We start from the raw sequence: 25027 nt of genomic DNA on the forward strand, positions 1-25027 counted from the left end.
AGATAGCATAATACAAACCATGTTCGGTGTCGATTTACATACACATACCCACATTTCAGATGGTACGTACTCTCCAGAACAACTGGTAGAGGCGGCTGTTGACTTAAAAATAAAGATGCTTGCCGTGACAGATCATGACACGATGGATGCTTTAAGTCGTGCCAAGAAACATGCTCAAGAATATGATATTAAAATTATTTCTGGTGTGGAGATATCAAGCCAATGGTCAAGACCAAATATTAAAAAGAGTTATGGTGTTCATATTGTTGCTTTGAATATGCAAGATGAGACGCCTATAAAAGCAATGCTTGAAAATCAGAAAAAAGTCCGTGCTGAACGTGCGAAAGTGATTTGTAGCTTATTAGAGAAATGTATTGATTTTGATATTTACCCAGATGTGATTGCCAAAGTTGATGGACATCCAGACCGAGTGACCCGTACCCATATTGCCAAAACATTGGTAGAGAAAAATATTGTCAGTCGCCCACAACAAGCATTTGACCGTTTTCTTAAAGAAGGAAAAAAGGCATTTGTGAAATTTGAAGGTTTAGGGCTTAAAGAAACGATTGACGTGATCCATGCCAGCCAAGGCTTCGCAGTTTTAGCGCATCCAACCAGATATGATTTATCAGCGACCAATATTCGTTATTTAATTGAATTATTTGCTGAATCGGGTGGAGATGCTGTTGAACTTCCTCCGAGTGTAGAACCGGCATCAACACGTCAAATGGTGGATCGAATGATTCAGCAGTTTGATTTGGCTGTTTCGATTGGTAGTGATTTTCATGGTGAAAATATGCCGTGGATTAAACTGGGAAATACGCCTAGAGTGAAAGAAGAGCAGATAGGGATTTGGGAAAGTTTTAGATAAATCTGCACATGAAAAAAATAGAATTATATTTAATCATTATCTTTTTGATCATTATTTTATGGGGCATACAATGGATGTTTCACGGTTTTGCAATCTAATGATTTCTTTAATCTAAAAATCAATCTTTGCCGCTGTCAGTATTTGATAAATCATCAAATACTGAGTTTGATTACAACTGAACGAAACGTCATCGGTTTATCTAAATTTATAATTTACAATAAATTATGATCATGCGCTTGAATCGGTGGAGGGGTTGGGCGACCTAATGTTCCCAGTAACTCAATTTCAATTGAACGCACCATCGCATCTAAAGGCAAGTCATTGCTTTGTGTTCCAAATGGCTCTTCAATTTCTGTACTTAAAGCATCTAACCCCAAAAATGTATAAGCCAAAATTCCGACTAAAAGTGGGGTCACTAGACCTAATAAAGATCCCAAACTAAATGGCAGCATAAAACAGAAAAAATATACGGTGCGATTCAGTAAAACAGAGTAGGCAAATGGAATTGGGGTATTCGCAATACGATCACAGCCCGTTTGCATTTCACTTAAAGCCGCGACATGGCGGTTCATTTGAGTATAAATAATATCTGATATTTCACCTTCTTTCATGGCTTGTAATAGTTCCCATTGAATCAGGCTAAGTGTGTATTGCGGTGCATTATGTTGTTGATAGAGTTGAGTTAGTGCTTGCTGGCTTAGACCACTGGTTTCTATAAGTTCAGTGGGATTTGCTGTTTGGTGACGTAAGCGGTCGCGTAACACATTCGCAAATACAATTACATTTTGAATAATACGTTCGCGGCGAGCCTGAGTTAATACACGACAGTCACGGTCAAAATGACGAGAAGTTGCAATTAAAACACCCCAAAGTTTACGTGCTTCCCACCAGCGATCATAACAAGCTGTATTCTTAAAACCCAAAAAAATCGAAAGGACAACCCCAATCAGTGTAAAACCTACCAAAGGAATTTCTGGAAATCGATACAGATCTACATACTCAACACCACCAATAATGGCAGAGATAAGCATGACAAATCCTAGCGAGGGTAAAATTTTAGGCAAAATCGTCCCGCGCCATGAGAATAAAACTTTAAAAATACTCGGTTGATCACGGACAATCATGTTATTTGAATCATTAATTTTATGTGTTGATGTTCGGGTTAGATTTGGGCTTTGTCAAGATGAGATTACTTGATTTTAGTGGGGTTGAGGAGTTGTTGTTCAGAAAATGAAAAATGATCTTCTGCTGAAATAATAAAATGATCAATCAGATTAATTTCCAATAGTTTACAGGCTTGTTTGAGTTGCTGAGTCAGATAAATATCTTCTGGTGAAGGTTGAGCAATACCATAAGGATGATTATGTGCAACCACGATTTGGCAAGCCTGTTGTTGTAAGGCATAACGTAAGGTTTGATTCAGCGAAACGCTACATGAATGATGTGAACCATAGAATAGTTTTTTGAAATGGAGCTTTCTGAGTTCAGCATCTAAACAAAGTACAGCAAAAACTTCCTGCTTTTCACCTTGCAGTTCGTAGCGCAAATAATCCAATACCAGTGTTGATGTATCTAGACATAAACGTTGTTGATGAAAATAGTTGTGTAGATAACGCCGTCCAAGTTCTTTAACTGCCATGAGTTGGGCATATTTGGTAGAAGCAATTCCATTAAATTGGGATAAGTCTTCAAGTGATGCATCAAAAATCGGATTCAAGCCACCAAAATGTTGAATCAGAATTCGAGAAAGTTCCACCGCCGAATGTTGTTTTGAGCCTGAGCGTAGAAAAATAGCCAATAGTTCTGCATCAGATAGGCTTTGTGCACCTTGTAGTAATAAGCGTTCACGTGGGCGTTCTTGTTCAGGCCATGCTTTGATAGATTGTCTTATTGATTGATTCATTTTTATTCACACAATTTTTTTATGATGATGATTTTTCCAAGTACATCACTTGGGTATGACCGTATTTAATGTTATTGTGAGCGCCACTGCAACAGTAAGGTATCCTGTTTGTGAGCTTTGATCTCAGTGTTATTCCACATAAAAACATTATATTAGCGGTTACTGGCGGCATTGCTGCCTATAAAAGTGCGATTTTAGTCCGCCGTTTAAAAGATTTTGGTTTCGATGTTCGTGTCGTAATGACACAAGGCGCACAAGCATTTATTACACCGCTCACTTTCCAAGCACTTTCAGGAAACCCTGTACATACCGAATTGCTTAATCCTGAAGCAGAAGCAGGCATGGGACATATCGAATTGGCACGTTGGGCTGATCTGATTCTGGTTGCACCTGCAAGTTGTGACAGCATTGCAAAATTTGCCAATGGTTTGGCAGATGATTTACTGAGCACCCTATATTTAGCAACCAAAGCACCTGTTTGGGTTGCACCTGCTATGAACCAGCAAATGTGGGCAGCAAAAGCAACGCAACGCAATCTACAAACTTTGGTTGAAGATGGTGTGCATGTCATTATGCCTGATGCTGGTGAACAAGCTTGTGGAGATGTTGGCTTAGGGCGTATGCCTGAGCCTGAAGATTTAGCACGTCAAGTTGCCGCTTATTTTCATAAAGCTCAGCGTGCGATTGCTGAAAAATTTGGCTTATTGGCTGGCAAACGTGTCACGATTACAGCTGGTCCGACACGAGAAGCAATTGATCCTGTTCGTTATATTTCCAATCACAGTACGGGTAAAATGGGTTTTTCACTAGCAGCCGCTTGTTACGCAGCTGGTGCAAAAGTCACTTTAGTTGCAGGTCCAGTGAGTTTAGATACACCAAATGGTGTGCAACGAATTAATGTAAGTTCTGCCATTCAAATGCTTGATGTTAGTATGAATCAGCTTAAAGAAGGTTGTGATATTTTTATTGCGACGGCGGCAGTTGCTGATTATCGTGTGGCTCAAGTTGCAGAACATAAAATTAAAAAAGCAGGTGATGAACTTGCAGTCGCTTTGGTGAAGAACCCAGATATCGTGGCGACGATTGCAGAGCAACAACAACGTCCATTTATGGTTGGTTTTGCAGCTGAAACCCAAAATGTTGAGCAATATGCAGCAGGAAAATTGGTTGCTAAAAAACTCGATATGATTGCGTGTAATGATGTATCACGCCCTGATATTGGTTTTGCCTCAGACGAAAATGCCATGACGGTTTTCTTTGCCCAGTCTTACCATATGCAAAAACGCGAATTAGAGAAAGCATCAAAACAAGAGATTTCACAACAATTGGTGGAGTCAATTGCGGATGCATTACGGCGCCGTTTATAGAATGGATCAAGGGAGTGTTTTACACTCCCTTCTTTTTAAGTTTCAAAATAATCAACCAGCATAAACCGCCTAAAATGGCACTGAATACACAGCCATAAAAAATAATTGAATAACGAATTAAGCCTAATAATGGATTTTGCAATATCCACGGATAAAACAAATAAACATCATGATGCATGAAGGCATCTAAGAGAATATGACTAAAACTACCGATATAGGCACTGATCGCAGTAGTTTTCCATGAGATACTCCTTTTTCTATGACTTATAATTGATAACCCCCATTCACTGATGGGTTTACCGATCAAGATAGCAATACTACCTATGAGAGTCGCACCTATTAAATTATGTGTATATAGGTGTAAATATTGCCAGCCATAGATCAAACCCAATAAAGGTTCAATATCCATTAAAACCTGTGTACCTGCAAAAATTATCATGCTAAATCGTTGTTGACCAATTGCTTTACAACAACAGCCAATTCCTAAGTGTAAAGGTGTGATCGGCATTTTATTCTCTCTTATTATGGTTCTTTATCTGGATCTGCCATCATAAAGCAGGCTAGTAACGTTATGAATAACATCTTCTATAGAACAGATCATGGCGTGTGTGATTAAAATGTCTACATCCTATAACTGCACACATATCCTTTTATTAAAATGCAACGAAATCGTTGCATTTTTTATGTATGCTAAAACAGCGCCGCAATATATGCGGCCAAATCAGAGTTCAATAAGTTTTGCTTCTGATCAGCCATCTACAGCCACAGTTTTCGATAGGATATCTTGATGATTAAAAAAACTTTAGCCACCGTGATTATGTTTTCTTCTCTTGCTCTTAGCAGCACCGTTATGGCTGCGGGTTTACATGATGATATGGAAGCTTTAGGTAAAAACTATAAAGCGTTTAACCAAGCTAAAAATCCACAAGCAGCAACAACTGCTTTAAATAATATGCGTAATGCAGCAACGCATTCAAAACAATATAAATTAGCGGTAAATACAACGGACAAAGTACCGACCTCAACAGCTTTATTTGATCAAATTATTGTTGAGATTGATAAGGCTAAAGTACTTGTTCAAGCAGGTAAATTAGATGAAGCAAAAAAACAGGGCAAAAAAATTGCCGAGTTACGTGATCAGGGACATAAATACTATACACACTAATCTCATCGAGATGATTGGTGAGTCATCCCTTGTAATCAGCTAAAGTATTTTATGTTCTATCTTTTAAAAGCTGTGCTTGAATGAGCACAGTTTTTTATTTGTACAGAGAGAAGGATAAACAAAAACTTAAACTTAGCATGATTCAGATTTTCACTGCATTTTAAAATTGATACAGTGAAAATGTGAATGATGAGAGGTGGTCTATGTCCTCACAACAACATTATCAAAAAGTTGCTCAAGCAATTGCTTATATTCAACAAAATTTTCAGCAGCAGCCACAACTTGATGAGGTGGCAGCTCATATTCATTTGAGCTCAGCACATTTTCAGCGTCTATTTACGGAATGGGTAGGGACGAGCCCTAAGAAGTTTTTACAATATACCAGTATTGAATATGCAAAACAGATTCTGAAGCAGCAACAGGGCAGTATCTTTGATGCGACTTTTGCCACAGGTTTATCGAGTACCAGTCGATTACATGATCTTTTCCTTCAGATTGAAGGAATGACGCCTGCTGAATATAAAAATGGTGGTGAAGCTTTAACAATTTCTTATCAATTTGCAGACACATTATTCGGTGAGGTTTTAGTTGCTTCAACATCCAAGGGGATTTGTGCTTTAACATTTGTAAAAAACCCAACAGAAGCTTTACAGCATTTAAAAGAACAATTTCCTAAAGCAATGTTTATTGCTCAATCAGATTCACTTCAACAAAGTGCTCTAGCCCTATTTCAGACAGATCACAATCAATTGGCCAAAATTAAATTACATTTAAAAGGGACTGCGTTTCAGTTGAAGGTTTGGCAATCTTTACTCAAAATTCCAATGGGTCAACTCACGACTTATGGAGAGCTTGCAAAATCGATTGATCATCCTAAAGCCGCACGTGCGGTGGGTACTGCAATTGGTAGTAATCCGATTGCTTTTCTGATTCCATGCCATCGTGTGATTCAATCGACAGGTGCATTCGGCGGATATGAATGGGGGCAAGTGAGAAAAACGGCAATAATTGCTTGGGAGGGTATTCATAGTCATGCAACTATTTGATATTGAAGCTGACTCAGAATATAACTGGCTGCCTTATGATGGTACGGTACAGTACTACGGTAAAGTCGTTCCCCATTTGTCTGCCGATGATTATCTTGATAAATTGCTGCAAAACATTGCATGGGAAAATGATCAAGCAATCATTTTTGGGCGAAAAATCATTACCAAAAGAAAAGTGGCTTGGTATGGTGATCAGGCATTTGAATATACTTATTCAAATATCAATAAATATGCGTTGCCTTGGACAAAAGAATTACTTGAATTAAAGGTACTTGTCGAAAGCTTAACAGGTGAATTATTTAACTCATGCCTACTCAATCTTTATCACACAGGTGAAGAAGGCATGGCTTGGCATAGTGATGATGAAACAGATCTTAAAAGAGATGGTGCAATCGCTTCACTCAGTTTTGGGGCAGAAAGAAAATTTGCATTTAAACATAAACATAGCAAGGAAAAAATCGAGTTGTACTTAGAGCATGGCAGTTTATTGGTGATGAAAGATACAACACAAAGCTACTGGCTACATCGTTTACCACCAACTAAGAAAGTGACCACACCTAGAGTTAGTTTGACTTTCAGAACAATTGTTGATTGATTATTTGACAATAAAAAAGGACTGAAAATCAGTCCTTTTTTAATACTATGATCAGCGTAATTATGCTTGACCTTGTGCATCAGCATCCGCTTGTAAACGTTGCATGTTTGCTTCGAACTCAGCATCAAAGTTAATTGGTGTAAGTAACAATTGTGGGAAGCTACCCTTAGTAACTAAGTCATTTACAGACTCACGTAAGAATGGGAATAGAATATTTGGGCAGTATGCACCTAAAATGTAAGGAAGGCGATCTTCTTCTACACCATCAATAAGGAAAATACCTGATTGAGTTACATCAACGATGAACGCAGTTTCATTTTCATTATTTGCTTGAACCACAACTTTTAAAGACACTTCATAGTGTGTTGGATCAATTTTTTCTGCTGTAGAAGATAAATTGATATTGAGTTCTGGCTGCCATTGTTTAGTAAATACTTGCGCACCAGGAACCTCAAAAGAAATGTCTTTTGTATAAATACGTTCTAACGCGAGTTGTGGTTGAACTTGTTCTTCGCTCATGGTTTTTCCTTAAATCTTGGAGTGTGTTGTTAAGCTAATAATTGGTCGAGTTTACCTTCACGCTCTAAGGCATAAAGTTGATCAAAACCACCGATAAATTGATCTTTAATAAAAATTTGAGGCACAGTACGATGATTGGTACGTTGCATTAACTCAATACGAACTTCAGGGGCTTCGTTGGAAAGATTAATTTCTTTATAAGCAACGCCTTTACGCTCAAGTAATTGTTTTGCACGTACACAGTATGGGCAAGACAGCGTTGAATAAATTGTGACGTTTGGAGTTGTCATCTTATTGCTCCTTAAGCTTTGGTTTTACTTTTAACTAAGGGTAAGCCTTGAGCTTTCCAGTTGCTGATACCACCATCTAGACGATAGCTATCTGCATGCGCAACTTTTTGTAATGCTGTACCCGCAACTTGACCTAAGTTACATATAAATACCAATGGACGATCACTTGCTTTTAATTCATCTACATGACTTGTGATTTGGCTATATGGAATGTTACGGCTACCGCTGATGTGACCATCACGGAAATCTTTCGCATCACGTAAGTCGATCAACATGGCATTTTTTGCCTTGACCAAAATACCGAGTGATTGTGGTGAAATTTTACGGCCATTGCGTTGTCCTTCTAAGATAAAGAACAACACAATTAACACGCCGAGCGCACCAAACAAGAAGGGGTGATTCCCCATAAACTCTAACCAGCGTTCCACAAGTCACCTAAAGTTAAAATCAAAATTGACCCTGAGTATAACTTATCTCTATGGTGATCAAAAATGTTAGTTCAAGGGCAAAACTTGAAGAAAACTAACTTTTTTGCTGCGCTTCTTGAATCTCATCAATGAGGCGTAGGTAACTGTCTAAACGACGCGGCAAAATTTCGCCTGCATCAACCGCTTGTTTTAGGGCACAATTTTTCTCATGTGTATGGGTGCAGTTACGGAACTGACACAGCCCTAAATGGGCTTCGATGTCGGGAAAACCTGTACGTACCTTTTCTAAACTGAGATGCCATAGCCCAAATTCGCGAATTCCAGGAGAATCAATGAGCGCACCGTTTGTTCCAAATTTAATCAAACGCGTTGAGGTGGTGGTGTGCTGACCAAGTGCTGAATTTTCGGAAATCACATTGGTTTTCTGTGCTGCATTTGGGACGATGGTATTGATCAATGAGCTTTTACCCACACCTGATTGCCCTACAAAAGCCACAGTTTCCTTGTCCAAGCGTTGAGCAAGTTCAGTCAAATCACCTTGTGATTGGCAGATCATGGTTTCATAACCCAATGCTTCATATTCACTGAGTAAATTTAGAATAGGATCATTTTCAGTGAGTAAGTCTGATTTGTTGAGTACCAATAATGCAGGAATATTTGCATCAGCACAGGCAACCAAATAACGATCAATCAATGTTGGTGCAGGTTCTGGCAATGGTGCAAATACAATCACAATCAGACTAATATTTGCCGCAACCGGTTTAACTTTATGATAACGATCTGGTCGCGTGAGCAATGATTGTCTTGGATAAATCGCAGTAATAATACCTAAGCCCGTATTCGGATCTGCTTGCCACTTGACTCGATCACCTGTAACCAAGAGTTCTAAATTAGTACGAGTATGACAGCGCCAGATACTGTCTAACTCGATTGGTTTCCAGAATGGTTCTGGTTCACCTTCGGCAATTTGTGGTTTTTCAGGATGCTGTTCTGGAACCGATAAGGCTTGCACTTCGAGTTGACGACCATAATGCTGAACAACCAGCCCATCTAAATCTTGCGATGTATCAATGTCGTCTTGACGGGATTTGTGTTGTTTCTCAATACGACGCTGTTGTTGTTCAGTTAAACGACGCTTACGAATTAAAGCCATTCATGTCCCAAAAAATCCACACTTTGAAGACCGCAAAAATAGCATGAAGCCACTATAGAATTACAGCCAAGATGTAATTAATTTGCTACTATTGATGTTTTTAAGCCCTTTAGAATCGCTATTTATGAGCAGCACCCCAGATACACGATTAATTTGGATTGACCTTGAAATGACAGGTCTTGATACTGATAACGACAAGATTATTGAAATTGCAACAATTATTACAGATGACAACCTTAATATTTTAGCTGAAGGACCTGTTTTAGCTGTCCATCAATCAGATCTCATTTTGAATGCAATGGATGAGTGGAATACCAAGCAACATGGTCAATCTGGTTTGATCGAACGCGTACGTCGCAGCAAGTTGAATGCACAAGATGTAGAGCAGCAAACACTTGAGTTCTTAAAGAAATGGGTCAATCCAAAATCTTCACCGATGTGTGGTAATTCGATTTGCCAAGATCGCCGTTTCTTACATCGTTTAATGCCAGAGTTGGAACAATTTTTCCATTATCGTAATTTAGATGTGTCTTCTGTCAAAGAGTTAGCGAAACGCTGGAGACCTGAAATTATGAGTGGTTTAAAGAAAAATGCCTCACATTTGGCGATGGACGATATTCGTGATTCGATTGCTGAATTAAAATATTACCGTGAATACTTTTTTATTATGAATCATTAAAAGTGATTGATTCTCAAAAGTAGTTAGCTGAGATATTGGCTAATAAAATGGTAACCCCAAAATAATGAGCATTAAACTGATTATTTTGGGGTGAATTTTTGATGTATACATTGATTGATAAGTGATTTTAGTTTGAAGCCTAGCAATTATGTGCAGTATTTTCATTTTTATAAATTAAGTAATTATCCAATAAACTAAAAAGTATACAGGCAAAAACAAGACTTATTCCAGCGATGCACGTCATTGTCCAACCACCATGATTCCATGAAAAAATCCCAAGTGCAGAGCCACAAGCACCGCCTGTAAAATATGCCGTCATATAGATGGCATTAATTCGAGATTTTGCATCAGGTCTTAAACGGAAAATAATACTTTGATTACTAGTATGGACAAGCGCTAAAGCCAATTGGATAACGGCAAATCCAAGAATGTAGCTGAATAGAAAAGTTTGTCCAAAATAGAAACAAATCCAACTGAGGATGAACAAGCCACAACCGATCCAAGTTAATTGTTTGGTATAACCTTGGTCAGCGTAACGACCTATATATTGAGTTGATAATGCGCCGAAAATACCGACAAGGCTAACCATTCCAATCACAAGGTCAGGAAGATGATGTGCTGCTGTGAGCAATAAAGCAATCGTTGAGTACAAAATACTGACTGCCGCAAATGCAAAAGCACCTGTCAATGCACGTAATAGCAAACGTTTTTCTTGTTTTAATAATTCAGCCATAGAGACAAAAATTTGTCTGTAATCCATTTTGATTCGCATAACATATGGAAGTCGACTTTTGAGTGCATAAGCCAAAATCAATATTAAAATACCACTCACGACATAAATGACTTTCCAATGAAACAAATTTGAAAACAGCCCTGCAAGACTTGTGGAAAGTAAAATACCAACCAATAAACCACTCATGAGAAAGCCAACCACTTCACCTGTTTTTTCTGGTTCAACAGTCATGGTTGCGAGTGGAATTAACACTTGAGCAGCGACAGAAAATAGTCCAACTAGAATTGTGCCAATCCAAAGCATTGGTAGATTCACAGAGAAAGCACAAATAAATAGGCCTACCGCACATAATGCCATTAAGAGCGGAATAAATTTGGTCTTATTAACGACATCGCCCATTGGAACAATAAAGAGCAAGCCGAGCGCGTAAGAAACCTGAGCAAAAGTTACAGTCAGAGCTGCTTGCCCCTCTGTCACTGCAAAAAATTGCTGAATGGAGTGAATTAAGGGTTGACTATAATAGTTTGCACCTGCACATAAACCACATGCTGCTGCCATAAACCAGAGTAAGGCTTTATTTTGACTCATATTTTGGGTGTTTGACATAATATTCTCTTCTCTGGTTCTTAGGCAGTATACGCAGTCGCTTCGATTTCAATTTGCATTTCTGGTAATGCCAAGCCTGTGACTGGAATAAGTGTACAAACAGGGAATTCATAAGTTTTCCAAAGATCCACTATTGTTTTAATCGCCAGCTGATGTTTTTGAGTGTCATGATCAACAATCAGAACACGTAACACGGCAATATCTGAAAGTGTTGCTTGAATTGAGGCTAAAGCCTGTTGAATATTATAAAAGACTTGTTGTACCTGTTGGTCAAAAAAAGGTGAAAGTTCACCATTTTTATTTTCGCCACCTTGCCCCGCGAGATGAATAATTCGCATATTCGGTTTCACAACAGCAATATGACTATATCCATTGCTTTTAGGATGATAGGGCGCTTCAGGATTAATTATTTGAAAGGCTTGAGTATTTATTTTATTCATTACGGTACATCTTTATAAAATATGATACCTGCTAGTATCAAAGTTCAAGTTAACTAGAGATCAAGGAAATTTTGAAACAATATTCCCCAGAAACATGGCTTAGCATCGGAGAACTTGCAAAACGTAGCGGCGTAAGTGTTCCAACGATTCGTTTTTATGAAGAAAAAAAATTCTGATTTGGGGTACTAGAACGGAGGGGGATCAGCGTGCGATGCTTAGGTGAATTGCAATTATAAAAGCAGCTCAACAGGTTGGGATCAGTTTAAAACAAATAAAACAAACGCTGAGTATCTTACCAAAGCAACAAGTGGCTACGAAAAAGATTGGCAAATTATGTCACAAGCGTGGCAAGGGCAATTGGATCAGCAAATCATGATGTTGTTGCAGTTAGGCCAACAATTGGATCAATGTATCGGTTGTGGTTGTTTGTCTTTGGAGCAATATCTTTTGCGAAATCCTGAAGATTGTCTGGGAGAGGGGGCAATAGGTGCACATTTTCAAGAAATTTTATTTTTAATGAATCAAAAAAATGAGTCAGAATTTTAAAAGATGATTTTATTGCACTAATTTTGTGCGTTTTTTGAGGTTTTACTAGACAAAATCATACAAATATCACTTGAAAAAATGCCATTTAAAATTTTTACATTTATTTTTGATAATTATCTTGATTGATCTCTATTCGCATCTTTGAATCATTTTGAATGATTTGCTTAGTCTTTACTAATCGATGATTTTATCTGTAAAAATTTGATCGAAGTCGCTCTAAAAACGCTATAAATGTTCTAAGAAGCCAATCCCACCGATTAATTGCATGATTATGATGCAGATTCGGATGATTTATAAATCACAATACGTTCAATATCTAAACCAGATAAGTAATTTGTATTGATTATAAGTCATTGATGCAACAAAGCCCTGATTTATTATTTATACCTTACTTTTTTATCTGTTGTTGATGACTGAAAAAGATAGTGAGCTGGTGAGTTTGTTTAAATAATCAGATTTACTTATATGGTATATAAAGATAAAGTTTTTTTACTTATAAGTAGGCAAACATGCTGATTATATAAGTTGTAAACATTAATCTGAATCATCAGTTCAAAATATAGGTATTTATTAAATAAATATTGGGTGGAATTTTAAAAAAGTTCCATTAGAATCCAAAATTCAACAAAGAATACTCCTGGGGGAAACATTGCTACTCGCGATGTTTACTTAAGAAAAACTAGCTTGAGGAACGCTCATGCAGATCGGAATCCCAACCGAAACTGTTGCAGGTGAAAGTCGTGTAGCGGCAACACCAGAAACAGTTAAGAAGTTGATTAACGCAGGTCATAGCATTGTCATTCAACGTGGCGCTGGTGTTAAAGCAGCCTATATTGACAGTGCTTATGAACAAGTTGGCGCAACTATTACGGACGATGCTTATACAGGCAGCCAAATTATTTTGAAGGTACGTGCCCCTAAAGGTGACGAAATTCAAAAACTTGCGGCAAATACAACTGTAATAGCTATGTTTGACCCTTACCGCAATCCAGAATTAGACCAGTTTGCTACTCAGCAAGTGTCTGCTTTTGCTTTAGAGTTACTTCCTCGTACGCTTTCACGTGCACAAAATATGGATGTACTTTCTTCTCAAGCAAACTTAGCGGGTTATAAATCTGTATTGTTAGCTGCGGCTGAATATCAACGTATGTTCCCAATGTTAATGACTGCTGCGGGTACCGTAAAACCTGCGCGTGTTGTGATCATGGGTGTTGGTGTTGCTGGTCTTCAAGCGATTGCGACTGCAAAACGTTTAGGTGCGGTTGTAGAAGCAACTGACTTACGTCCAACGGCTAAAGAACAAGTTGAGTCTTTAGGTGGTAAATGGTTAGACGTACCAATGTCAGACGAAGAAAAACAACGTGCTGCTGAAGCTGCGAAAAGCGGTTATGGTTGGCAGCCGGGTGAGCAATACATCAAAGATCAAGCTGCGATTGTAGATAAAGCTGTATCAAATGCTGACATCGTAATCACGACTGCATTGATTCCGGGTCGTAATGCTCCGCGCCTGATCAAGGCTGAAACTGTTGCCAAGATGAAACCGGGTTCTGTCATTTTAGATATGGCAGTTGAAACGGGTGGTAATGTTGAAGGTTCTAAAGAAGGCGAAACTGTTGTTACTGAAAATGGTGTGAAAATTTTGGGTATTCCAAACATTCCAGGCACAGTTGCAACTGAAGCATCTGCATTGTATGCACGTAACGTTTTCAACTTCCTTGAAACATTATTCGACAAAGACAAAAACTTTGCGATCAATCAAGAAGATGAAATCCAAAAAGCGTTACTCGTGACTCATGGCGGTCAAGTACTGCTCAAGCGCGGTTAAGGAGAGTTCTCATGGTTGAAACGATTACAATTTTCGTCCTTGCCATCTTCGTAGGTTACTACGTAGTTTGGGGAGTAACACCTGCGTTACATACACCACTTATGGCGGTAACGAACGCATTGTCTTCAATCATTATCGTTGGGGCAATGATCCAGACTGTAGGTATGCCTGCAATTGGTGTTGATGCCAATGTAGCATTCCAAAGTGTAAATGTTGTAAGCATCTTAGGTGCTGTTGCTGTGTTCTTGGCAAGTATCAACATTTTTGGTGGCTTTGCTGTAACTGCTCGTATGCTTGAAATGTTCAAGCCGAAGCAAAAGAAAAAAGAGGGCTAAGCAATGGAATTTATTCGAGACTATGCGGATTGGTTCTACCTGATTGGTGCTGTCCTCTTTATCTTAACTTTACGTGGCTTGTCTGGCCCTAAGACTGCAATTGCAGGTAACCGCTACGGTATGATCGCAATGGCGATTGCTGTAGTCACAACCTTCTTTGTTGCTGAGCATCCAGTAGTTTGGATGATTGGCGGTGCAATGGTGTTGGGTGCTGTTGTTGGTATCGCACGTGCGAGAACAGTTCCAATGACGCAAATGCCTGAGACGGTTGCATTGATGCACTCTCTCGTCGGTTTGGCTGCGGTATTAATTGCGATTGCTGCGATTCTACACAACAACCAACTCAATGTATTATTTGAACAAAATGAAGCTGCTTTAACTGCTGCTGGTGTTCAGCACGCACATATGAGTCCAGTTCATTTATTTGAATTGTTTGTTGGTTGTTTCGTTGGTGCGATTACATTTACTGCGTCTGTATTTGCTTACGGTAAATTAGCTGCGAAAAAATGGGCAAAAACAATTTCTGGTGCATGGGTTAAACCAGTTCAAGCAATCATCTTTATTGCGATGCTTGCATGTGGTTTCTACTTCTTCACTACGGGTAATATGACTGCATTCTGGGCAATGACAGCACTTGCACTTGCATTTGGCTGGGTGTGGATTGCGCCAGTCGGTGGTGGTGATATGCCAGTTGTGGTATCACTTTTGAACTCATTCTCTGGTTGGGCTGCAGCAGGTATTGGTTTCACACTTGAAAACAATATGTTGATCGTTGCGGGCTCACTTGTAGGTTCTTCTGGTGCAATTCTTTCTTACATCATGTGTAAGGCGATGAACCGTTCAATCATCAACGTCTTGTTTGGTGGTGCGATGGGTGGTGCAGCAGTTGCTACAGCGGACAAAGGCGAACAAGTTCAACGTAACTATCGTTCTGGTTCAGCAGATGACGCAGGTTTCTTGATGTCAAATGCTGACAGCGTTGTGATTGTACCTGGTTATGGTATGGCACAAGGTCGTGCACAGAATGCAGTTAAAGAATTATGTGAAATCTTAAAAGAACAAGGCGTAACAGTACGTTTTGCGATTCACCCAGTTGCTGGTCGTATGCCTGGTCACATGAACGTATTACTTGCTGAAGCTGATGTTGCGTATGAAGACATCTTAGAGATGGATGAGATCAACTCAGACTTCCCTGCAACAGACGTAGTACTTGTGATTGGTGCGAATGACGTTGTTAACCCAGCGGCAAAAGATGATCCAAGCTCACCAATCTATGGTATGCCGATTCTTGAAGCGCATAAAGCACGTACCATCATGGTGATCAAACGTTCTATGGCAACAGGTTATGCTGGCTTAGACAATGACTTGTTCTATAACGAAAAAACAATGATGATCTTCGGCGATGCGAAGAAAGTTGTTGAAGATATGACGAAAGCAATCAATGGTGGTGGTCACTAATCTGACCTCAATCAGGACTGTAAAAGCCACCTTTGGGTGGCTTTTTTATTTTCGATTTAATTAAAGATATTTTTCTACAAGATCCATAGATTGAGTATAAAGGTCGCGCGCAAGCTGTTGGTTTTTAGCATGTGGTGATTTCCAATCTGGCATATGTGCACTGACATATTCACCATTACGATTTGCCCAATGATCTGCAATAGCCATATCTGTAATTAACTTTGCAGGAACCGAGGTGGGTACTAAACCAATTTTCATGACTTCATATACTGGTTTAGGGAGTTCTCTATAGATATCTGATGCAACACCGCCTGGATGTAAAGCATTATTGGTAATTGTGCTGTTTGCCATTTGTTCAGCCAGTGCATTGCTGAATAAAAGATTCGCTAATTTAGATTGACCATAATAAAACAGCGGATTGTAAAAACCTTCTGCACGGAACTTATTAGGTTTGATTGAACCTGCCCAATGTGCAATCGAAGCAAGATGTACGATTCGGGCTTTAGGTGCTTTTTCTAATACTGGGAGTAGTTTTTGCGTCAAAAGAAAGTGACCGAGATAATTCACCCCAAATTGTTGTTCAAATCCATCAGCAGTGAGTTGCTTGGTTTTGGCAAAAAGGCCAGCATTGTTGATTAAAACATCTAGATTGCCATATTGATTAGCGATTTGATCTGCCGCTTTTCGGGTTTGTTCAAGACTATTTAAATCAAGTGAAACTAAGTCTACTTGTGCTTGATCAAGTTTACGTAATTTTTCTTGTGCAACTTGTGCTTTTTGAGGATTGCGGCAGGCAAGAATGACATGCTGTCCTTGTTTGACCAATTGCTCCGCTGTAGCAAAGCCAATTCCTGTATTTGCACCTGTAATCAAGACCTTCATGTGTTACTCCTGTGATACTTTTTATTAACCGAGTTCTAAGGTGGTGTTATAGTGCGTTAAATTTGACAATTTGTCATGTCAATTTTTAAAATTACCAATAGCTCATCTTTGTACTTTGAGTAAAAAACTTTAATCATCAATAAGAATGTTAAATCGCTTTTTTATGATAGATAAATATAAACCAATAAATTTTTTGAATAAATGAAGTCTGTTTTGGCATTCTCTTTGCATTTAATTTCTTGTTCTTTTTAGGGGAATTATATGAAAAATGTCGTATTGATTTTGCCATTTCTGTTATTTTTCTCTTCCGCTACTTTTGCCGAAACTGCACCTAATATTCAAGAAATTCGCCTTTCCTTGGATAGCGTGTGGGTGGTTGTTGGTGGAATTTTAGTTTTCTTTATGCAAGCAGGATTTGCTTTAATTGAAAGTGGATCTGTTCGTAGTAAGAATACCGTTAATGTTCTTATGAAAAATTATATGGACACCTGTATAGGCGGCATCATTTTCTGGCTATTTGGTTTTGGTTTGATGTTTGGTTTAAACCAGACAGGATGGATTGGCCTCAGCCATTTCATGCCAGACCAACTAGATGACTGGCATTGGAATTTATTATTTTTCCAAATGATGTTTGCAGCAACAGCAACCACCATTGCAAGTGGTGCGATGGCAGAGCGAATACATTTTGTGGCCTACGTGGTGAGTGCCATCTTTGTCAGTGGTGTGATTTATCCGATATTTGGAAGTTGGGCTTGGGGAGGATTGTTTGGTGGAGATGGTTGGTTAAAAGCTCTGGGTTTCATTGATTTTGCAGGTTCAACAGTCGTGCATTCAATTGGTGGTTGGGTGGCACTGGCAGGCATTATCGTGTTAGGACCACGTTTAGGTCGATTTGGTCGCAAAGGGCAAAGCCATTTTTTAGCAGGGCATAACTTACCTCTCGTTGCATTAGGAGGCTTTATTTTGTGGTTTGCTTGGTTTGGTTTTAATGCCGCTTCAACCGTTGCAGCCAGTGTTAGTATTGGGCGTATTGCATTGAATACACATCTTGCTGCGTGTGCGGCAGCTTCAACTTATATGATTCTTGCACTGCTTCAATCAAAAGCAGTCTTGATGCGTCATACGATTAATGCTTCATTAGCGGGCCTAGTCGCAATTACGGCAGGATGTGCCACAATGTCACCGCCGTTTGCCATTATCACAGGGGCAATCGCTGGATTTTTAATTACCTTTGTTCCACAATTTATAGAAAAGATGCAATTAGATGATGTGGTGGATGCTGTCACTGTTCATGGTGTTTGTGGTGCATGGGGGACATTAGCCGCAGGTATTTTCTTTGAAAAAGCACTATTTAATTTAGATATTATTCTTGTTCAGGCCTTAGGTGTGGGGTCTGCATTGATTTGGGGATTTGGTGCATCTTTTATTATGTTTAAATTACTCGATAAGCTCTTGGGTGGTTTGCGAGTTTCACAACAACATGAACAACGTGGTTTGGACTACACTGAACATGCGGAGTTATCTTATCCTGAGTTTCAAAGAGATGTGACTTTTGAGACTGAAAACATCACTCATCTGCATTAAGGGGTGATTGCTATGGTGGAACTGACAATTGAACAAAAGAAGCAGGCAGTCACAAAAGGATTATCCCAATTTTTGCCAGATACCGTGTTGCAACGTGTTTTACACTATTGGGAAAGTGAATATGGTCATCAGCCTTCTTTTGTATTAAACCGTTTTTTAAGTGAAATTTGTACAACACATGGGTTGCAGTTGCTCCGCAAAGACATGTTGCGTCAGATCTTGCATGAAATATCGATTGTTGAAAAGCAGCAACATCTTGAGGTTAAAGAGGATCTAGAGGTGGTGATTGCGGAAGAAGAGCAGCCTGTAGATCTATTTCAAGCTTTTTATGATTTTATAATCACAATTTTAGAGTCAGTTCATCGGAATGATTATTTAGAGTTCGTAGATGAATTGGGGATAAAAATGAAAAAGCATCGCTTATTGGCTGCTTATCGATTTATTGATGGTTCAGAAAAAAATTGTCTTAAGCAAATACCTCAAACACTCTATGCTGAACTGATTACAATTTTTTATGCCATTTATTGTGATTTTTATGGACCAAATAAAGCTGATCAGCTTTATGCGCAGATTAAGAATACAGTGAAGCAACAATATCCTGAAATTGATTTAAAACAGTTACTATGAATATAAAAAAAGCGACCAATTTGGGTCGCTTTTTTGAGCATTACGCTACTGATTCTGGTGCACGCCATAAACTTTCTAAGTCATAGAACTTACGGGCGGTAGGTAGCATAACGTGTACAACAACGAACCCTAGATCAATTAGGATCCATTCAGCGTCTCGTTCACCCTCAACACCAATCGGGCGAAAACCTGCTTTACGTGCTTCATCAGCAACATTGTCAGCAAGTGCTTTGACGTGACGAGTAGATGTTCCGCTTGCAATTACAATTGCATCGGCAACATTGCTAATAGAACTTACATCAAGTTCTAGAATATCTTTGGCTTTTACATCAGTAAGGGCTTCATGTACAACTTTTAAACAAGCATGCACATCTTTGTTTGCTGTTTTGATTTTTAGGTCGTGAGAATTAGAAGCGCTGGGCGATGGTTCTAAATTCATAGAGGGTATATTTTCCTGACAATTGCTCATCGTCAAATATACCGTTTTTCTCTATAAAATTCAAATTTCAGCAGTAACAGTTTATGTATTCACGTCATTGGAAAAGTACTTTTCTTTCCATGCAAAAGATTGATCTGATTGAATTTTTGGTCGGTATTCTGCACCAATATAACCTTGATAGTCACTTTGACGTAACCAGTCAAAAATTTGCTTATAGGGAATATTTCCTGTGTCAGGTTCATGTCGATTTGGATAATCGGCAAATTGGATATGTCCAATTTGATGTAAATTTTCCTGTAATCCAGCCAAAATCTCTTCACCCATCATTGCCATATGGTAACAATCGTACTGCATTTTTAAAGCAGGATGTTTGACGACTTCCAGCATTTCTTGGGCTTGAGCGATATTCTGAACTAGAAAACGTGGCATATCTGTGCCATTAATCATTTCAAAAACGGGTTCAATACCTTGTTCACTGAGCATGTGGCAAGCAAGTTTCAAATTGCTTGCTAAGGTATTTAAACAGGGTAAGAGGTCAGCATCTTGAGGCTGTTTACCCGCTAAAATATTGACTCGAGGAACATTCAGAGCCTTTGCATAACGAATTGCAAGCATAAGGGCATGATGGAATTCAATTTCTTTTCCAGGAATACCTGCTAGGCCATTACCGCCCTGCATTAAATCGCCAGCAGGCACATTAATGAGGCAAAGAGAAAGATCGTATTGTTCAAGCTGAGTTTGTATATCAAAAATTTCTAATTCATATGGGAACTGAATTTCGATATGTTGGAAGCCATGTGCATGGGCTAAAGCAAAACGCTCAATCAAAGGGACTTCCGTAAAAATCATCGACAAATTGACTGCAAGATGGCTCATATTCAATCTCCTTCAATCAATTATTATTGCTCTATATATTGAATAATAGTCGCTAAATCATTATCAGCAAAACCGTTTTCTTGGTGAGCTTGTAACTGTAGTAGGGCTTTTTGTGCAACAGGTATATTTAGGTTAAAACTATGTGCAAGTTTTAATGCATTATTAAGGTCTTTAGATAAGGTCTGCACTTTCCATTGCACAGGCTCGAAAGTATGGGTTGCCATACGAGGAGCTAAAATTTGAAATGGTTTAGAATCTGCAAAACCGCCCGCGAGAGCAGGGGCAAGTAAGCTGGTATCTACGCCTGCTTGGCTCGCTAATGCAACAGCTTCTGCGATCAACGTGCTATTTGCTGCAACAATTAATTGATTACAAATTTTGGTGGCTTGTCCAGTCCCGGTTTCACCCATACGGGTGACACGTTGTGATAAGACTGTATAAATAGGCTCGAGTGCTTGGATGGTGTGTTCATCGCCACCAGCAAAAATGACCAATGTACCTTGTTCTGCCCCGATAGTCCCACCTGAAACAGGCGAGTCAATCCAAGTCACTTGTTGTTGTTGGGCAGATTGTGCCAATTGTTTTGTCGCGGTTACCGACAAGCTAGAAAAATCAACAATCACTTGCTCTGCTTTCAAATAGGGCTGGATTTGATCGAAAACGCTTTGAACAGCTTGATCATCCGCTAAACATATTAGAATAATAGGGTATTGCGCAATCTTGTCTAATTCTAACTGAGTTGCACCTTGTTGAATAAGTGCTTCACATGCATGTTGGCTTCGATTCCATACCGCTACAGTATAACCAGCTTGAACAAGTCGAGAAGCCATACGTGTACCCATTAAACCCATACCTAAGAATGCGATAGGTGTTTGTTGATTCGCATGCATGTGAATTTATCCTCGTGCTTATTTATATTGGCGCGGCAAGAATTGAATTTCTGGATTCTTATCTTTTTTACGTGCAAGGCTACTGTTTTTACCTAAAAGTAATTTAAGCTGCCACAGTTTTTCTAAACGTAAAGCCTTTTCAGGTTGATGTTCCATTGCATCCAATACTCGTTTCGCTGCCATAATTGCATCTGGCGAGCGCTGTAAGATTTCTTGGGCGATCACGTTTGCTTTGGCTAATGGATCATGATCTAAATGTGTTACTAGACCAATTTCTTTAGCGTATTCTGCATCAAAGATACGCGCAGTCAGCGTTAATTCTTTGGCTAAATCAACGCCGATCAATCCTTTTAATGAGCGGGTTAAACCCATGTCGGGTACTAGGCCCCAACGGCTTTCCATAATCGACATTTTAGTAGTGGGAGTCGCAATACGAATATCCGCTGCGAGTGCAAGCTGCATTCCCGCACCAAAGCAAAAACCTTCGATCGCTGCAATAACAGGAATAGGCAAATTTTGCCAAATTAAAAAAGCTTTTTGAAATAAGCTTTGTCCTGGTTTGATCAGTTCCCATGCAGCAAATGCTGTATTTTTTGGATTATTTAGATCTGATAAGTCGATACCAGCACTAAATACCTGTGCTTCACCCGTGAGGATGACACAACGAATTGAACGATCTTTCTCAATTTTTTTAGCTGTTGCAACCAATTCTTTTAATAATGCAAAACTCATTGCATTGCGTTTATCTGGTCGATTTAAGGAAACAGTTGCAATCCCATTGTTCTTTTCAACGCGTAAAAGTGCCATTTACCATACTCTTATTGTGTTTGATTGGGGCAGCATAGCATGAGTCTTTAACCTGAAACATGACACCGCAGTCACATTAAATGTCATGAGCGTGTAAGATGAGATTTGCGGCTTGTCGCACCTGTTCAATGGCTGTGTTTAATTCATTAAAGCGATAATTTGTTTCCCGAATAAAGCCGTCATCTGCTTTACGTCGTTCTTTACGTAGGGTTGAAACGAATTGTTCAAACTCGCCCGAAACCTGTTGTAAATTCGGTGTTCCTACGTATCGAGTAGCACCATATAGACGGTGTAATACATGTTCCAGTTGAGGGAAGTCTTCCATTTCAATCAATTGTTGCATTTCAGCAAGTTCAGTATCGAAACTGTCTACCAACATATTCAATAGATCTTGTGCTAGATCTTCTTTGTTCGCTGCTAATTGAACACTTTGTTGCCAATTCAAAATTTGAGGATCAATCGTTTCAATCGAACGTTTTTGTTCCGTATTTGCTGGTTGGGAAGAGAAATTGTTTTTCGTCCAGTGCGTTAAGATTTGAATGATTTGTTCCATTTGAATCGGTTTGGTTACGTAATCATTCATACCCACTTTGAGTAATTTTTGCTTTTCGTCTGCTAGAGCATGTGCCGTGAGTGCAATAATCGGAAGTTGCATGCCTATATCTAAAGTTGACTCTAAGGAACGAATTGCTCGTGTTGTATCAATTCCAGACATCACTGGCATTTGGATGTCCATAAAGACTAAGTCAAATGGCGGTAATTTTTGTTGTATACGTGCTTGAATGATATCAATCGCTTTCTGCCCACTGAGCGCTTTTGTAGTGGTGACGTTCAATTCACCAAGTAATGCTTCCAATACAATCAAGTTAGGTAAATGATCGTCCACAGCAAGTATATGTAATCCTTGACCATTAAAGTTTTCTGGTTCTGGCTCAAAGATAGGTTGATTTCCCAATAACTGAACTAGTTCACGACGACTCAACGGTTGGTAGAGCGGCCGCGCACGATATTCATTCAGCATGTTTGGCTCAAGGCTCATTTGATAACCGTAAACGGCTAAATTTCCTTGGTAACGCTGACGAATTTCTTTGAGTAGTGCTTCTGTATCACCACTATGGTCAACGATGAGCCATGTATTTTCTTGCTGATTTAAATGATTCAGACGACTAAATAAATCCAAAATTGATTGTGTTTCGATATGTGAGACACGGTAGTTTTCTAAATATGAACGAAGCACACTCGCTGTGGCAGAATGGGCAAGGTAAGAGACTACTTTTAAATGATCGAAATGTGGATGCTCAACAAATTCATCTTGTTCATCTACTTTAAATGAAGCCGTAAACCAAAAAGTTGAACCTTTTTCTGTCGGTGCACGTTCTTGGTTGTCTTCAAAGCCAATTTGACCATGCATCAAATGAACAAGTTGTTTGGAAATCGCTAAGCCTAATCCTGTACCTCCAAATTGACGAGTAACGGAAGCATCACCTTGAGAAAATGATTCAAATAATTTTTTACGGTCGGTACCACTGAGACCAATACCACTATCTTGAACGCTGAAATGTAATAGGCATTGTCCAATATCATCATCTTCCATACGTACACGAACAATGATTTCACCGTCTGGAGTGAACTTAATGGCATTGGAAATGAGGTTGGTCAGAATTTGTTTAAAACGTAAGGCATCGCCAACCACATGCTGTGGAATATTCTCAGCGTAGTAAAATGCCATATTGATATGTTTTTGCGCTGCAAGCGGAGAAAGCATATCCATCACATCAAAAATAGCTTCTTCCAAATCAAATGGTGCTGTTTCGAGCTCTAATTTACCTGCATCAATTTTAGAAAAATCGAGGACATCATTAATGAGTGCTAAAAGGTGAGCTGAAGATTTACGAATAGTTTGAAGATACAGGTTCTGTTCATTACTTAAGTTCTGCTGACGCAGTAAGAGGTGAATAAAACCGTCAATACTGTTGAGAGGCGTTCTAAGTTCATGACTGATATTGGCTAAAAAGACTGATTTAGATTGATTTGATGAAATCGCTTGGTCACGTGCTTGACGATAAGTAATATTTTGGACTTCGAGTGTATCTAAAGTACGACGTAAATCCTCTTCGGTTTGTTCAGTATGCTCTTTCAACTCCAAGAAGCTAAAATGTAAACGTTTGACTACATTGGCAATATCACGCTGGAGTAAACGTAACTCACCTGTACTGTTCACCACGATATGCTGATCAAGTGTATCTGCATTTAAGCGTTGCATCTGCATGCGAATTTCATAGAGTGGCGCCAGCCAGCGCCGTGAAAAAACATTCAGGCAAAATAGTAAAATCATCAGGGTAATCAGCCCTGTCGCTACCAAGGCTAATAGAATTTTATAACGAGCTAACTCAAGTGGCTGATTGTCTAATTCAATCATGAGCCAAATTGATTCGTTATGACCACCAGCCAATTTTGCACCATAGATGCTGTTGTGGTTATGTGCGATTGGACCAAAAAAATTACTGTTATTTGGAAAAGTTGGCCAAAAACGATTATTTTGATAACCAATACTGAGATAGGTTTGCCCTTGATTATCAATAATGACAGCGCGTTGTAAGTTTTTCTCATCAAACATTTTTTGCATAATGTTTTGAGCGCGATCATATTGATCGGGGTGTTGTTGTACCAGTTGCAGTAATTTTTCTGCGGTTTGATGATAACGAGCTAAGATCGCTGAAGCATCGGAATGCTGTTGTTGTTTGGCTGCACTGGTGGTTTCAGATAAAACCCATAAAATTCCAACACCTGTCAGTACGGCGATCGGCACTAAAATAAGTGCAATCAATTGTCCATAAGCATGATTGAGCCGTAAGCGTTTTGACAGGATTTTATTGAAATTTGACATAGTGCGGTCAGATTTATCATTCTGTGCAACATTTTAGCATGCTTTGTGGCAAACAGAGGTACGGGCTAGCCAATAA

The 25027-nt window shown here is 39.1% G+C and carries 26 protein-coding genes and 1 pseudogene; 12 read left to right on the forward strand and 15 right to left on the reverse strand.

The window, feature by feature from the left end:
• Positions 1 to 19 precede the first annotated feature (19 nt).
• Positions 20 to 871: a PHP domain-containing protein gene (locus tag CDG59_RS12410; RefSeq protein WP_087545573.1), complete on the forward strand. Its 852-nt coding sequence runs from the start codon at positions 20 to 22 to the stop codon at positions 869 to 871.
• Between the two features lie 212 nt (positions 872 to 1083).
• On the opposite strand, the gene CDG59_RS12415 is transcribed toward CDG59_RS12410, so the two are convergent.
• Together CDG59_RS12415 and radC are read right to left on the reverse strand one after the other, a co-directional pair.
• Positions 1084 to 1995: a bestrophin family protein gene (locus tag CDG59_RS12415; RefSeq protein ID WP_087536571.1), complete on the reverse strand. Its 912-nt coding sequence runs from the start codon at positions 1993 to 1995 to the stop codon at positions 1084 to 1086.
• A 65-nt stretch (positions 1996 to 2060) separates the two neighbouring features.
• Positions 2061 to 2774 (reverse strand): RadC family protein, encoded by a 714-nt coding sequence (radC, locus tag CDG59_RS12420; RefSeq protein ID WP_087545575.1) that lies wholly within the window; start codon positions 2772 to 2774, stop codon positions 2061 to 2063.
• Between the two features lie 110 nt (positions 2775 to 2884).
• On the opposite strand from radC, the gene coaBC reads away from it, so the two are divergent.
• Positions 2885 to 4141 (forward strand): bifunctional phosphopantothenoylcysteine decarboxylase/phosphopantothenate--cysteine ligase CoaBC, encoded by a 1257-nt coding sequence (gene coaBC, locus CDG59_RS12425; protein WP_087545576.1) that lies wholly within the window; start codon positions 2885 to 2887, stop codon positions 4139 to 4141.
• 19 nt (positions 4142 to 4160) lie between these two features.
• Here the strand turns inward: coaBC and CDG59_RS12430 are convergent, their stop codons facing one another.
• Positions 4161 to 4649 (reverse strand): DUF4184 family protein, encoded by a 489-nt coding sequence (locus CDG59_RS12430; RefSeq protein WP_087545577.1) that lies wholly within the window; start codon positions 4647 to 4649, stop codon positions 4161 to 4163.
• 279 nt (positions 4650 to 4928) lie between these two features.
• Here CDG59_RS12430 and CDG59_RS12435 point away from each other — a divergent pair, with 279 nt between their 5' ends.
• The 3 genes from CDG59_RS12435 (at position 4929) to CDG59_RS12445 (ending at position 6947) form a co-directional block, all read left to right on the forward strand.
• Positions 4929 to 5306 carry a cytochrome b562 gene (locus tag CDG59_RS12435; protein WP_087545579.1) on the forward strand — a complete coding sequence of 126 codons (378 nt, stop codon included), beginning with the start codon at positions 4929 to 4931 and terminating at the stop codon, positions 5304 to 5306.
• Positions 5307 to 5509: 203 nt separating this feature from the next.
• Positions 5510 to 6352 (forward strand): bifunctional transcriptional activator/DNA repair enzyme AdaA, encoded by an 843-nt coding sequence (locus tag CDG59_RS12440; protein ID WP_087545580.1) that lies wholly within the window; start codon positions 5510 to 5512, stop codon positions 6350 to 6352.
• Complete coding sequence (locus tag CDG59_RS12445) at positions 6339 to 6947, forward strand: alpha-ketoglutarate-dependent dioxygenase AlkB family protein (RefSeq protein WP_087545581.1); 609 nt, start codon at positions 6339 to 6341, stop codon at positions 6945 to 6947. Before CDG59_RS12440 ends, CDG59_RS12445 begins: the two co-directional genes overlap by 14 nt.
• Positions 6948 to 7007: 60 nt before the next feature.
• Here CDG59_RS12445 and secB read toward each other — a convergent pair whose 3' ends face one another.
• From secB to rsgA, 4 genes are all read right to left on the reverse strand, one after another.
• The gene (secB, locus tag CDG59_RS12450; RefSeq protein WP_087545582.1) at positions 7008 to 7466 is read right to left on the reverse strand and encodes a protein-export chaperone SecB; all 459 of its coding nucleotides are present in this window, start codon (positions 7464 to 7466) and stop codon (positions 7008 to 7010) included.
• Positions 7467 to 7495: 29 nt separating this feature from the next.
• Entirely contained in the window at positions 7496 to 7756 is a 261-nt protein-coding gene (gene grxC, locus CDG59_RS12455; RefSeq protein ID WP_087545584.1) for a glutaredoxin 3, read from the reverse strand.
• Between the two features lie 11 nt (positions 7757 to 7767).
• Positions 7768 to 8184 (reverse strand): rhodanese-like domain-containing protein, encoded by a 417-nt coding sequence (locus tag CDG59_RS12460; RefSeq protein ID WP_087536578.1) that lies wholly within the window; start codon positions 8182 to 8184, stop codon positions 7768 to 7770.
• Positions 8185 to 8278: 94 nt separating this feature from the next.
• Positions 8279 to 9337 carry a ribosome small subunit-dependent GTPase A gene (gene rsgA, locus CDG59_RS12465; protein ID WP_087545585.1) on the reverse strand — a complete coding sequence of 353 codons (1059 nt, stop codon included), beginning with the start codon at positions 9335 to 9337 and terminating at the stop codon, positions 8279 to 8281.
• A 124-nt stretch (positions 9338 to 9461) separates the two neighbouring features.
• Between rsgA and orn the strand changes: the two genes are divergently transcribed.
• Positions 9462 to 10016 (forward strand): oligoribonuclease, encoded by a 555-nt coding sequence (gene orn, locus CDG59_RS12470; RefSeq protein ID WP_034601948.1) that lies wholly within the window; start codon positions 9462 to 9464, stop codon positions 10014 to 10016.
• Between the two features lie 139 nt (positions 10017 to 10155).
• Here the strand turns inward: orn and CDG59_RS12475 are convergent, their stop codons facing one another.
• Together CDG59_RS12475 and CDG59_RS12480 are read right to left on the reverse strand one after the other, a co-directional pair.
• Positions 10156 to 11355 carry an MFS transporter gene (locus CDG59_RS12475; protein WP_087545586.1) on the reverse strand — a complete coding sequence of 400 codons (1200 nt, stop codon included), beginning with the start codon at positions 11353 to 11355 and terminating at the stop codon, positions 10156 to 10158.
• 20 nt (positions 11356 to 11375) lie between these two features.
• Positions 11376 to 11795 (reverse strand): RidA family protein, encoded by a 420-nt coding sequence (locus tag CDG59_RS12480; protein ID WP_087545588.1) that lies wholly within the window; start codon positions 11793 to 11795, stop codon positions 11376 to 11378.
• 71 nt (positions 11796 to 11866) lie between these two features.
• On the opposite strand from CDG59_RS12480, the pseudogene soxR reads away from it, so the two are divergent.
• The 4 genes and pseudogenes from soxR to CDG59_RS12500 all read left to right on the forward strand — a co-directional run bounded on the left by soxR (position 11867) and on the right by CDG59_RS12500 (position 15959).
• A pseudogene (gene soxR / locus CDG59_RS12485) lies at positions 11867 to 12341 on the forward strand (redox-sensitive transcriptional activator SoxR).
• 697 nt (positions 12342 to 13038) lie between these two features.
• Positions 13039 to 14166, forward strand: coding sequence for a Re/Si-specific NAD(P)(+) transhydrogenase subunit alpha (locus CDG59_RS12490; protein WP_087536582.1), 1128 nt, complete (start codon positions 13039 to 13041; stop codon positions 14164 to 14166).
• A gap of 11 nt (positions 14167 to 14177) precedes the next feature.
• Positions 14178 to 14501: a proton-translocating transhydrogenase family protein gene (locus tag CDG59_RS12495; protein ID WP_004881735.1), complete on the forward strand. Its 324-nt coding sequence runs from the start codon at positions 14178 to 14180 to the stop codon at positions 14499 to 14501.
• Between the two features lie 3 nt (positions 14502 to 14504).
• Positions 14505 to 15959 carry an NAD(P)(+) transhydrogenase (Re/Si-specific) subunit beta gene (locus CDG59_RS12500; protein ID WP_087545589.1) on the forward strand — a complete coding sequence of 485 codons (1455 nt, stop codon included), beginning with the start codon at positions 14505 to 14507 and terminating at the stop codon, positions 15957 to 15959.
• A 60-nt stretch (positions 15960 to 16019) separates the two neighbouring features.
• Here CDG59_RS12500 and CDG59_RS12505 read toward each other — a convergent pair whose 3' ends face one another.
• The gene (locus CDG59_RS12505; RefSeq protein WP_087545590.1) at positions 16020 to 16841 is read right to left on the reverse strand and encodes an SDR family NAD(P)-dependent oxidoreductase; all 822 of its coding nucleotides are present in this window, start codon (positions 16839 to 16841) and stop codon (positions 16020 to 16022) included.
• A gap of 261 nt (positions 16842 to 17102) precedes the next feature.
• Here CDG59_RS12505 and CDG59_RS12510 point away from each other — a divergent pair, with 261 nt between their 5' ends.
• Positions 17103 to 18425 (forward strand): ammonium transporter, encoded by a 1323-nt coding sequence (locus CDG59_RS12510; protein ID WP_087545592.1) that lies wholly within the window; start codon positions 17103 to 17105, stop codon positions 18423 to 18425.
• Positions 18426 to 18437: 12 nt separating this feature from the next.
• Positions 18438 to 19052: a hypothetical protein gene (locus CDG59_RS12515; RefSeq protein ID WP_087545593.1), complete on the forward strand. Its 615-nt coding sequence runs from the start codon at positions 18438 to 18440 to the stop codon at positions 19050 to 19052.
• A gap of 40 nt (positions 19053 to 19092) precedes the next feature.
• On the opposite strand, the gene rsfS is transcribed toward CDG59_RS12515, so the two are convergent.
• The 5 genes from rsfS to CDG59_RS12540 form a co-directional block, all read right to left on the reverse strand.
• Entirely contained in the window at positions 19093 to 19491 is a 399-nt protein-coding gene (gene rsfS / locus CDG59_RS12520) for a ribosome silencing factor (RefSeq protein WP_004664160.1), read from the reverse strand.
• 81 nt (positions 19492 to 19572) lie between these two features.
• Positions 19573 to 20367: a hydroxypyruvate isomerase family protein gene (locus CDG59_RS12525; protein ID WP_087545595.1), complete on the reverse strand. Its 795-nt coding sequence runs from the start codon at positions 20365 to 20367 to the stop codon at positions 19573 to 19575.
• A gap of 23 nt (positions 20368 to 20390) precedes the next feature.
• Positions 20391 to 21257 (reverse strand): NAD(P)-dependent oxidoreductase, encoded by an 867-nt coding sequence (locus tag CDG59_RS12530; RefSeq protein WP_087545596.1) that lies wholly within the window; start codon positions 21255 to 21257, stop codon positions 20391 to 20393.
• Positions 21258 to 21275: 18 nt separating this feature from the next.
• Entirely contained in the window at positions 21276 to 22064 is a 789-nt protein-coding gene (locus tag CDG59_RS12535) for a crotonase/enoyl-CoA hydratase family protein (protein WP_087545598.1), read from the reverse strand.
• 76 nt (positions 22065 to 22140) lie between these two features.
• Positions 22141 to 24951 (reverse strand): ATP-binding protein, encoded by a 2811-nt coding sequence (locus tag CDG59_RS12540; RefSeq protein ID WP_087545599.1) that lies wholly within the window; start codon positions 24949 to 24951, stop codon positions 22141 to 22143.
• Between the last annotated feature and the right edge of the window lie 76 nt (positions 24952 to 25027).

This window comes from Acinetobacter sp. WCHA29, assembly GCF_002165335.1.
Lineage (GTDB): Bacteria > Pseudomonadota > Gammaproteobacteria > Pseudomonadales > Moraxellaceae > Acinetobacter.

What these genes read in the sequence shown, in the direction of transcription:
- CDG59_RS12535 (WP_087545598.1), bottom strand. Translation starts at nt 22,064, where the DNA reads ATGGCACTTTTACGCGTTGAAAAGAACAATGGGATTGCAACTGTTTCC.
- CDG59_RS12495 (WP_004881735.1), top strand. Translation starts at nt 14,178, where the DNA reads ATGGTTGAAACGATTACAATTTTCGTCCTTGCCATCTTCGTAGGTTAC.
- CDG59_RS12540 (WP_087545599.1), bottom strand. Translation starts at nt 24,951, where the DNA reads ATGTCAAATTTCAATAAAATCCTGTCAAAACGCTTACGGCTCAATCAT.
- radC (WP_087545575.1), bottom strand. Translation starts at nt 2,774, where the DNA reads ATGAATCAATCAATAAGACAATCTATCAAAGCATGGCCTGAACAAGAA.
- CDG59_RS12525 (WP_087545595.1), bottom strand. Translation starts at nt 20,367, where the DNA reads ATGAGCCATCTTGCAGTCAATTTGTCGATGATTTTTACGGAAGTCCCT.
- rsfS (WP_004664160.1), bottom strand. Translation starts at nt 19,491, where the DNA reads ATGAATTTAGAACCATCGCCCAGCGCTTCTAATTCTCACGACCTAAAA.
- CDG59_RS12415 (WP_087536571.1), bottom strand. Translation starts at nt 1,995, where the DNA reads ATGATTGTCCGTGATCAACCGAGTATTTTTAAAGTTTTATTCTCATGG.
- CDG59_RS12490 (WP_087536582.1), top strand. Translation starts at nt 13,039, where the DNA reads ATGCAGATCGGAATCCCAACCGAAACTGTTGCAGGTGAAAGTCGTGTA.
- orn (WP_034601948.1), top strand. Translation starts at nt 9,462, where the DNA reads ATGAGCAGCACCCCAGATACACGATTAATTTGGATTGACCTTGAAATG.
- grxC (WP_087545584.1), bottom strand. Translation starts at nt 7,756, where the DNA reads ATGACAACTCCAAACGTCACAATTTATTCAACGCTGTCTTGCCCATAC.
- CDG59_RS12505 (WP_087545590.1), bottom strand. Translation starts at nt 16,841, where the DNA reads ATGAAGGTCTTGATTACAGGTGCAAATACAGGAATTGGCTTTGCTACA.
- CDG59_RS12510 (WP_087545592.1), top strand. Translation starts at nt 17,103, where the DNA reads ATGAAAAATGTCGTATTGATTTTGCCATTTCTGTTATTTTTCTCTTCC.
- CDG59_RS12500 (WP_087545589.1), top strand. Translation starts at nt 14,505, where the DNA reads ATGGAATTTATTCGAGACTATGCGGATTGGTTCTACCTGATTGGTGCT.
- CDG59_RS12410 (WP_087545573.1), top strand. Translation starts at nt 20, where the DNA reads ATGTTCGGTGTCGATTTACATACACATACCCACATTTCAGATGGTACG.
- CDG59_RS12480 (WP_087545588.1), bottom strand. Translation starts at nt 11,795, where the DNA reads ATGAATAAAATAAATACTCAAGCCTTTCAAATAATTAATCCTGAAGCG.
- secB (WP_087545582.1), bottom strand. Translation starts at nt 7,466, where the DNA reads ATGAGCGAAGAACAAGTTCAACCACAACTCGCGTTAGAACGTATTTAT.
- rsgA (WP_087545585.1), bottom strand. Translation starts at nt 9,337, where the DNA reads ATGGCTTTAATTCGTAAGCGTCGTTTAACTGAACAACAACAGCGTCGT.
- CDG59_RS12430 (WP_087545577.1), bottom strand. Translation starts at nt 4,649, where the DNA reads ATGCCGATCACACCTTTACACTTAGGAATTGGCTGTTGTTGTAAAGCA.
- CDG59_RS12440 (WP_087545580.1), top strand. Translation starts at nt 5,510, where the DNA reads ATGTCCTCACAACAACATTATCAAAAAGTTGCTCAAGCAATTGCTTAT.
- CDG59_RS12515 (WP_087545593.1), top strand. Translation starts at nt 18,438, where the DNA reads ATGGTGGAACTGACAATTGAACAAAAGAAGCAGGCAGTCACAAAAGGA.
- CDG59_RS12435 (WP_087545579.1), top strand. Translation starts at nt 4,929, where the DNA reads ATGATTAAAAAAACTTTAGCCACCGTGATTATGTTTTCTTCTCTTGCT.
- CDG59_RS12445 (WP_087545581.1), top strand. Translation starts at nt 6,339, where the DNA reads ATGCAACTATTTGATATTGAAGCTGACTCAGAATATAACTGGCTGCCT.
- CDG59_RS12475 (WP_087545586.1), bottom strand. Translation starts at nt 11,355, where the DNA reads ATGTCAAACACCCAAAATATGAGTCAAAATAAAGCCTTACTCTGGTTT.
- CDG59_RS12530 (WP_087545596.1), bottom strand. Translation starts at nt 21,257, where the DNA reads ATGCATGCGAATCAACAAACACCTATCGCATTCTTAGGTATGGGTTTA.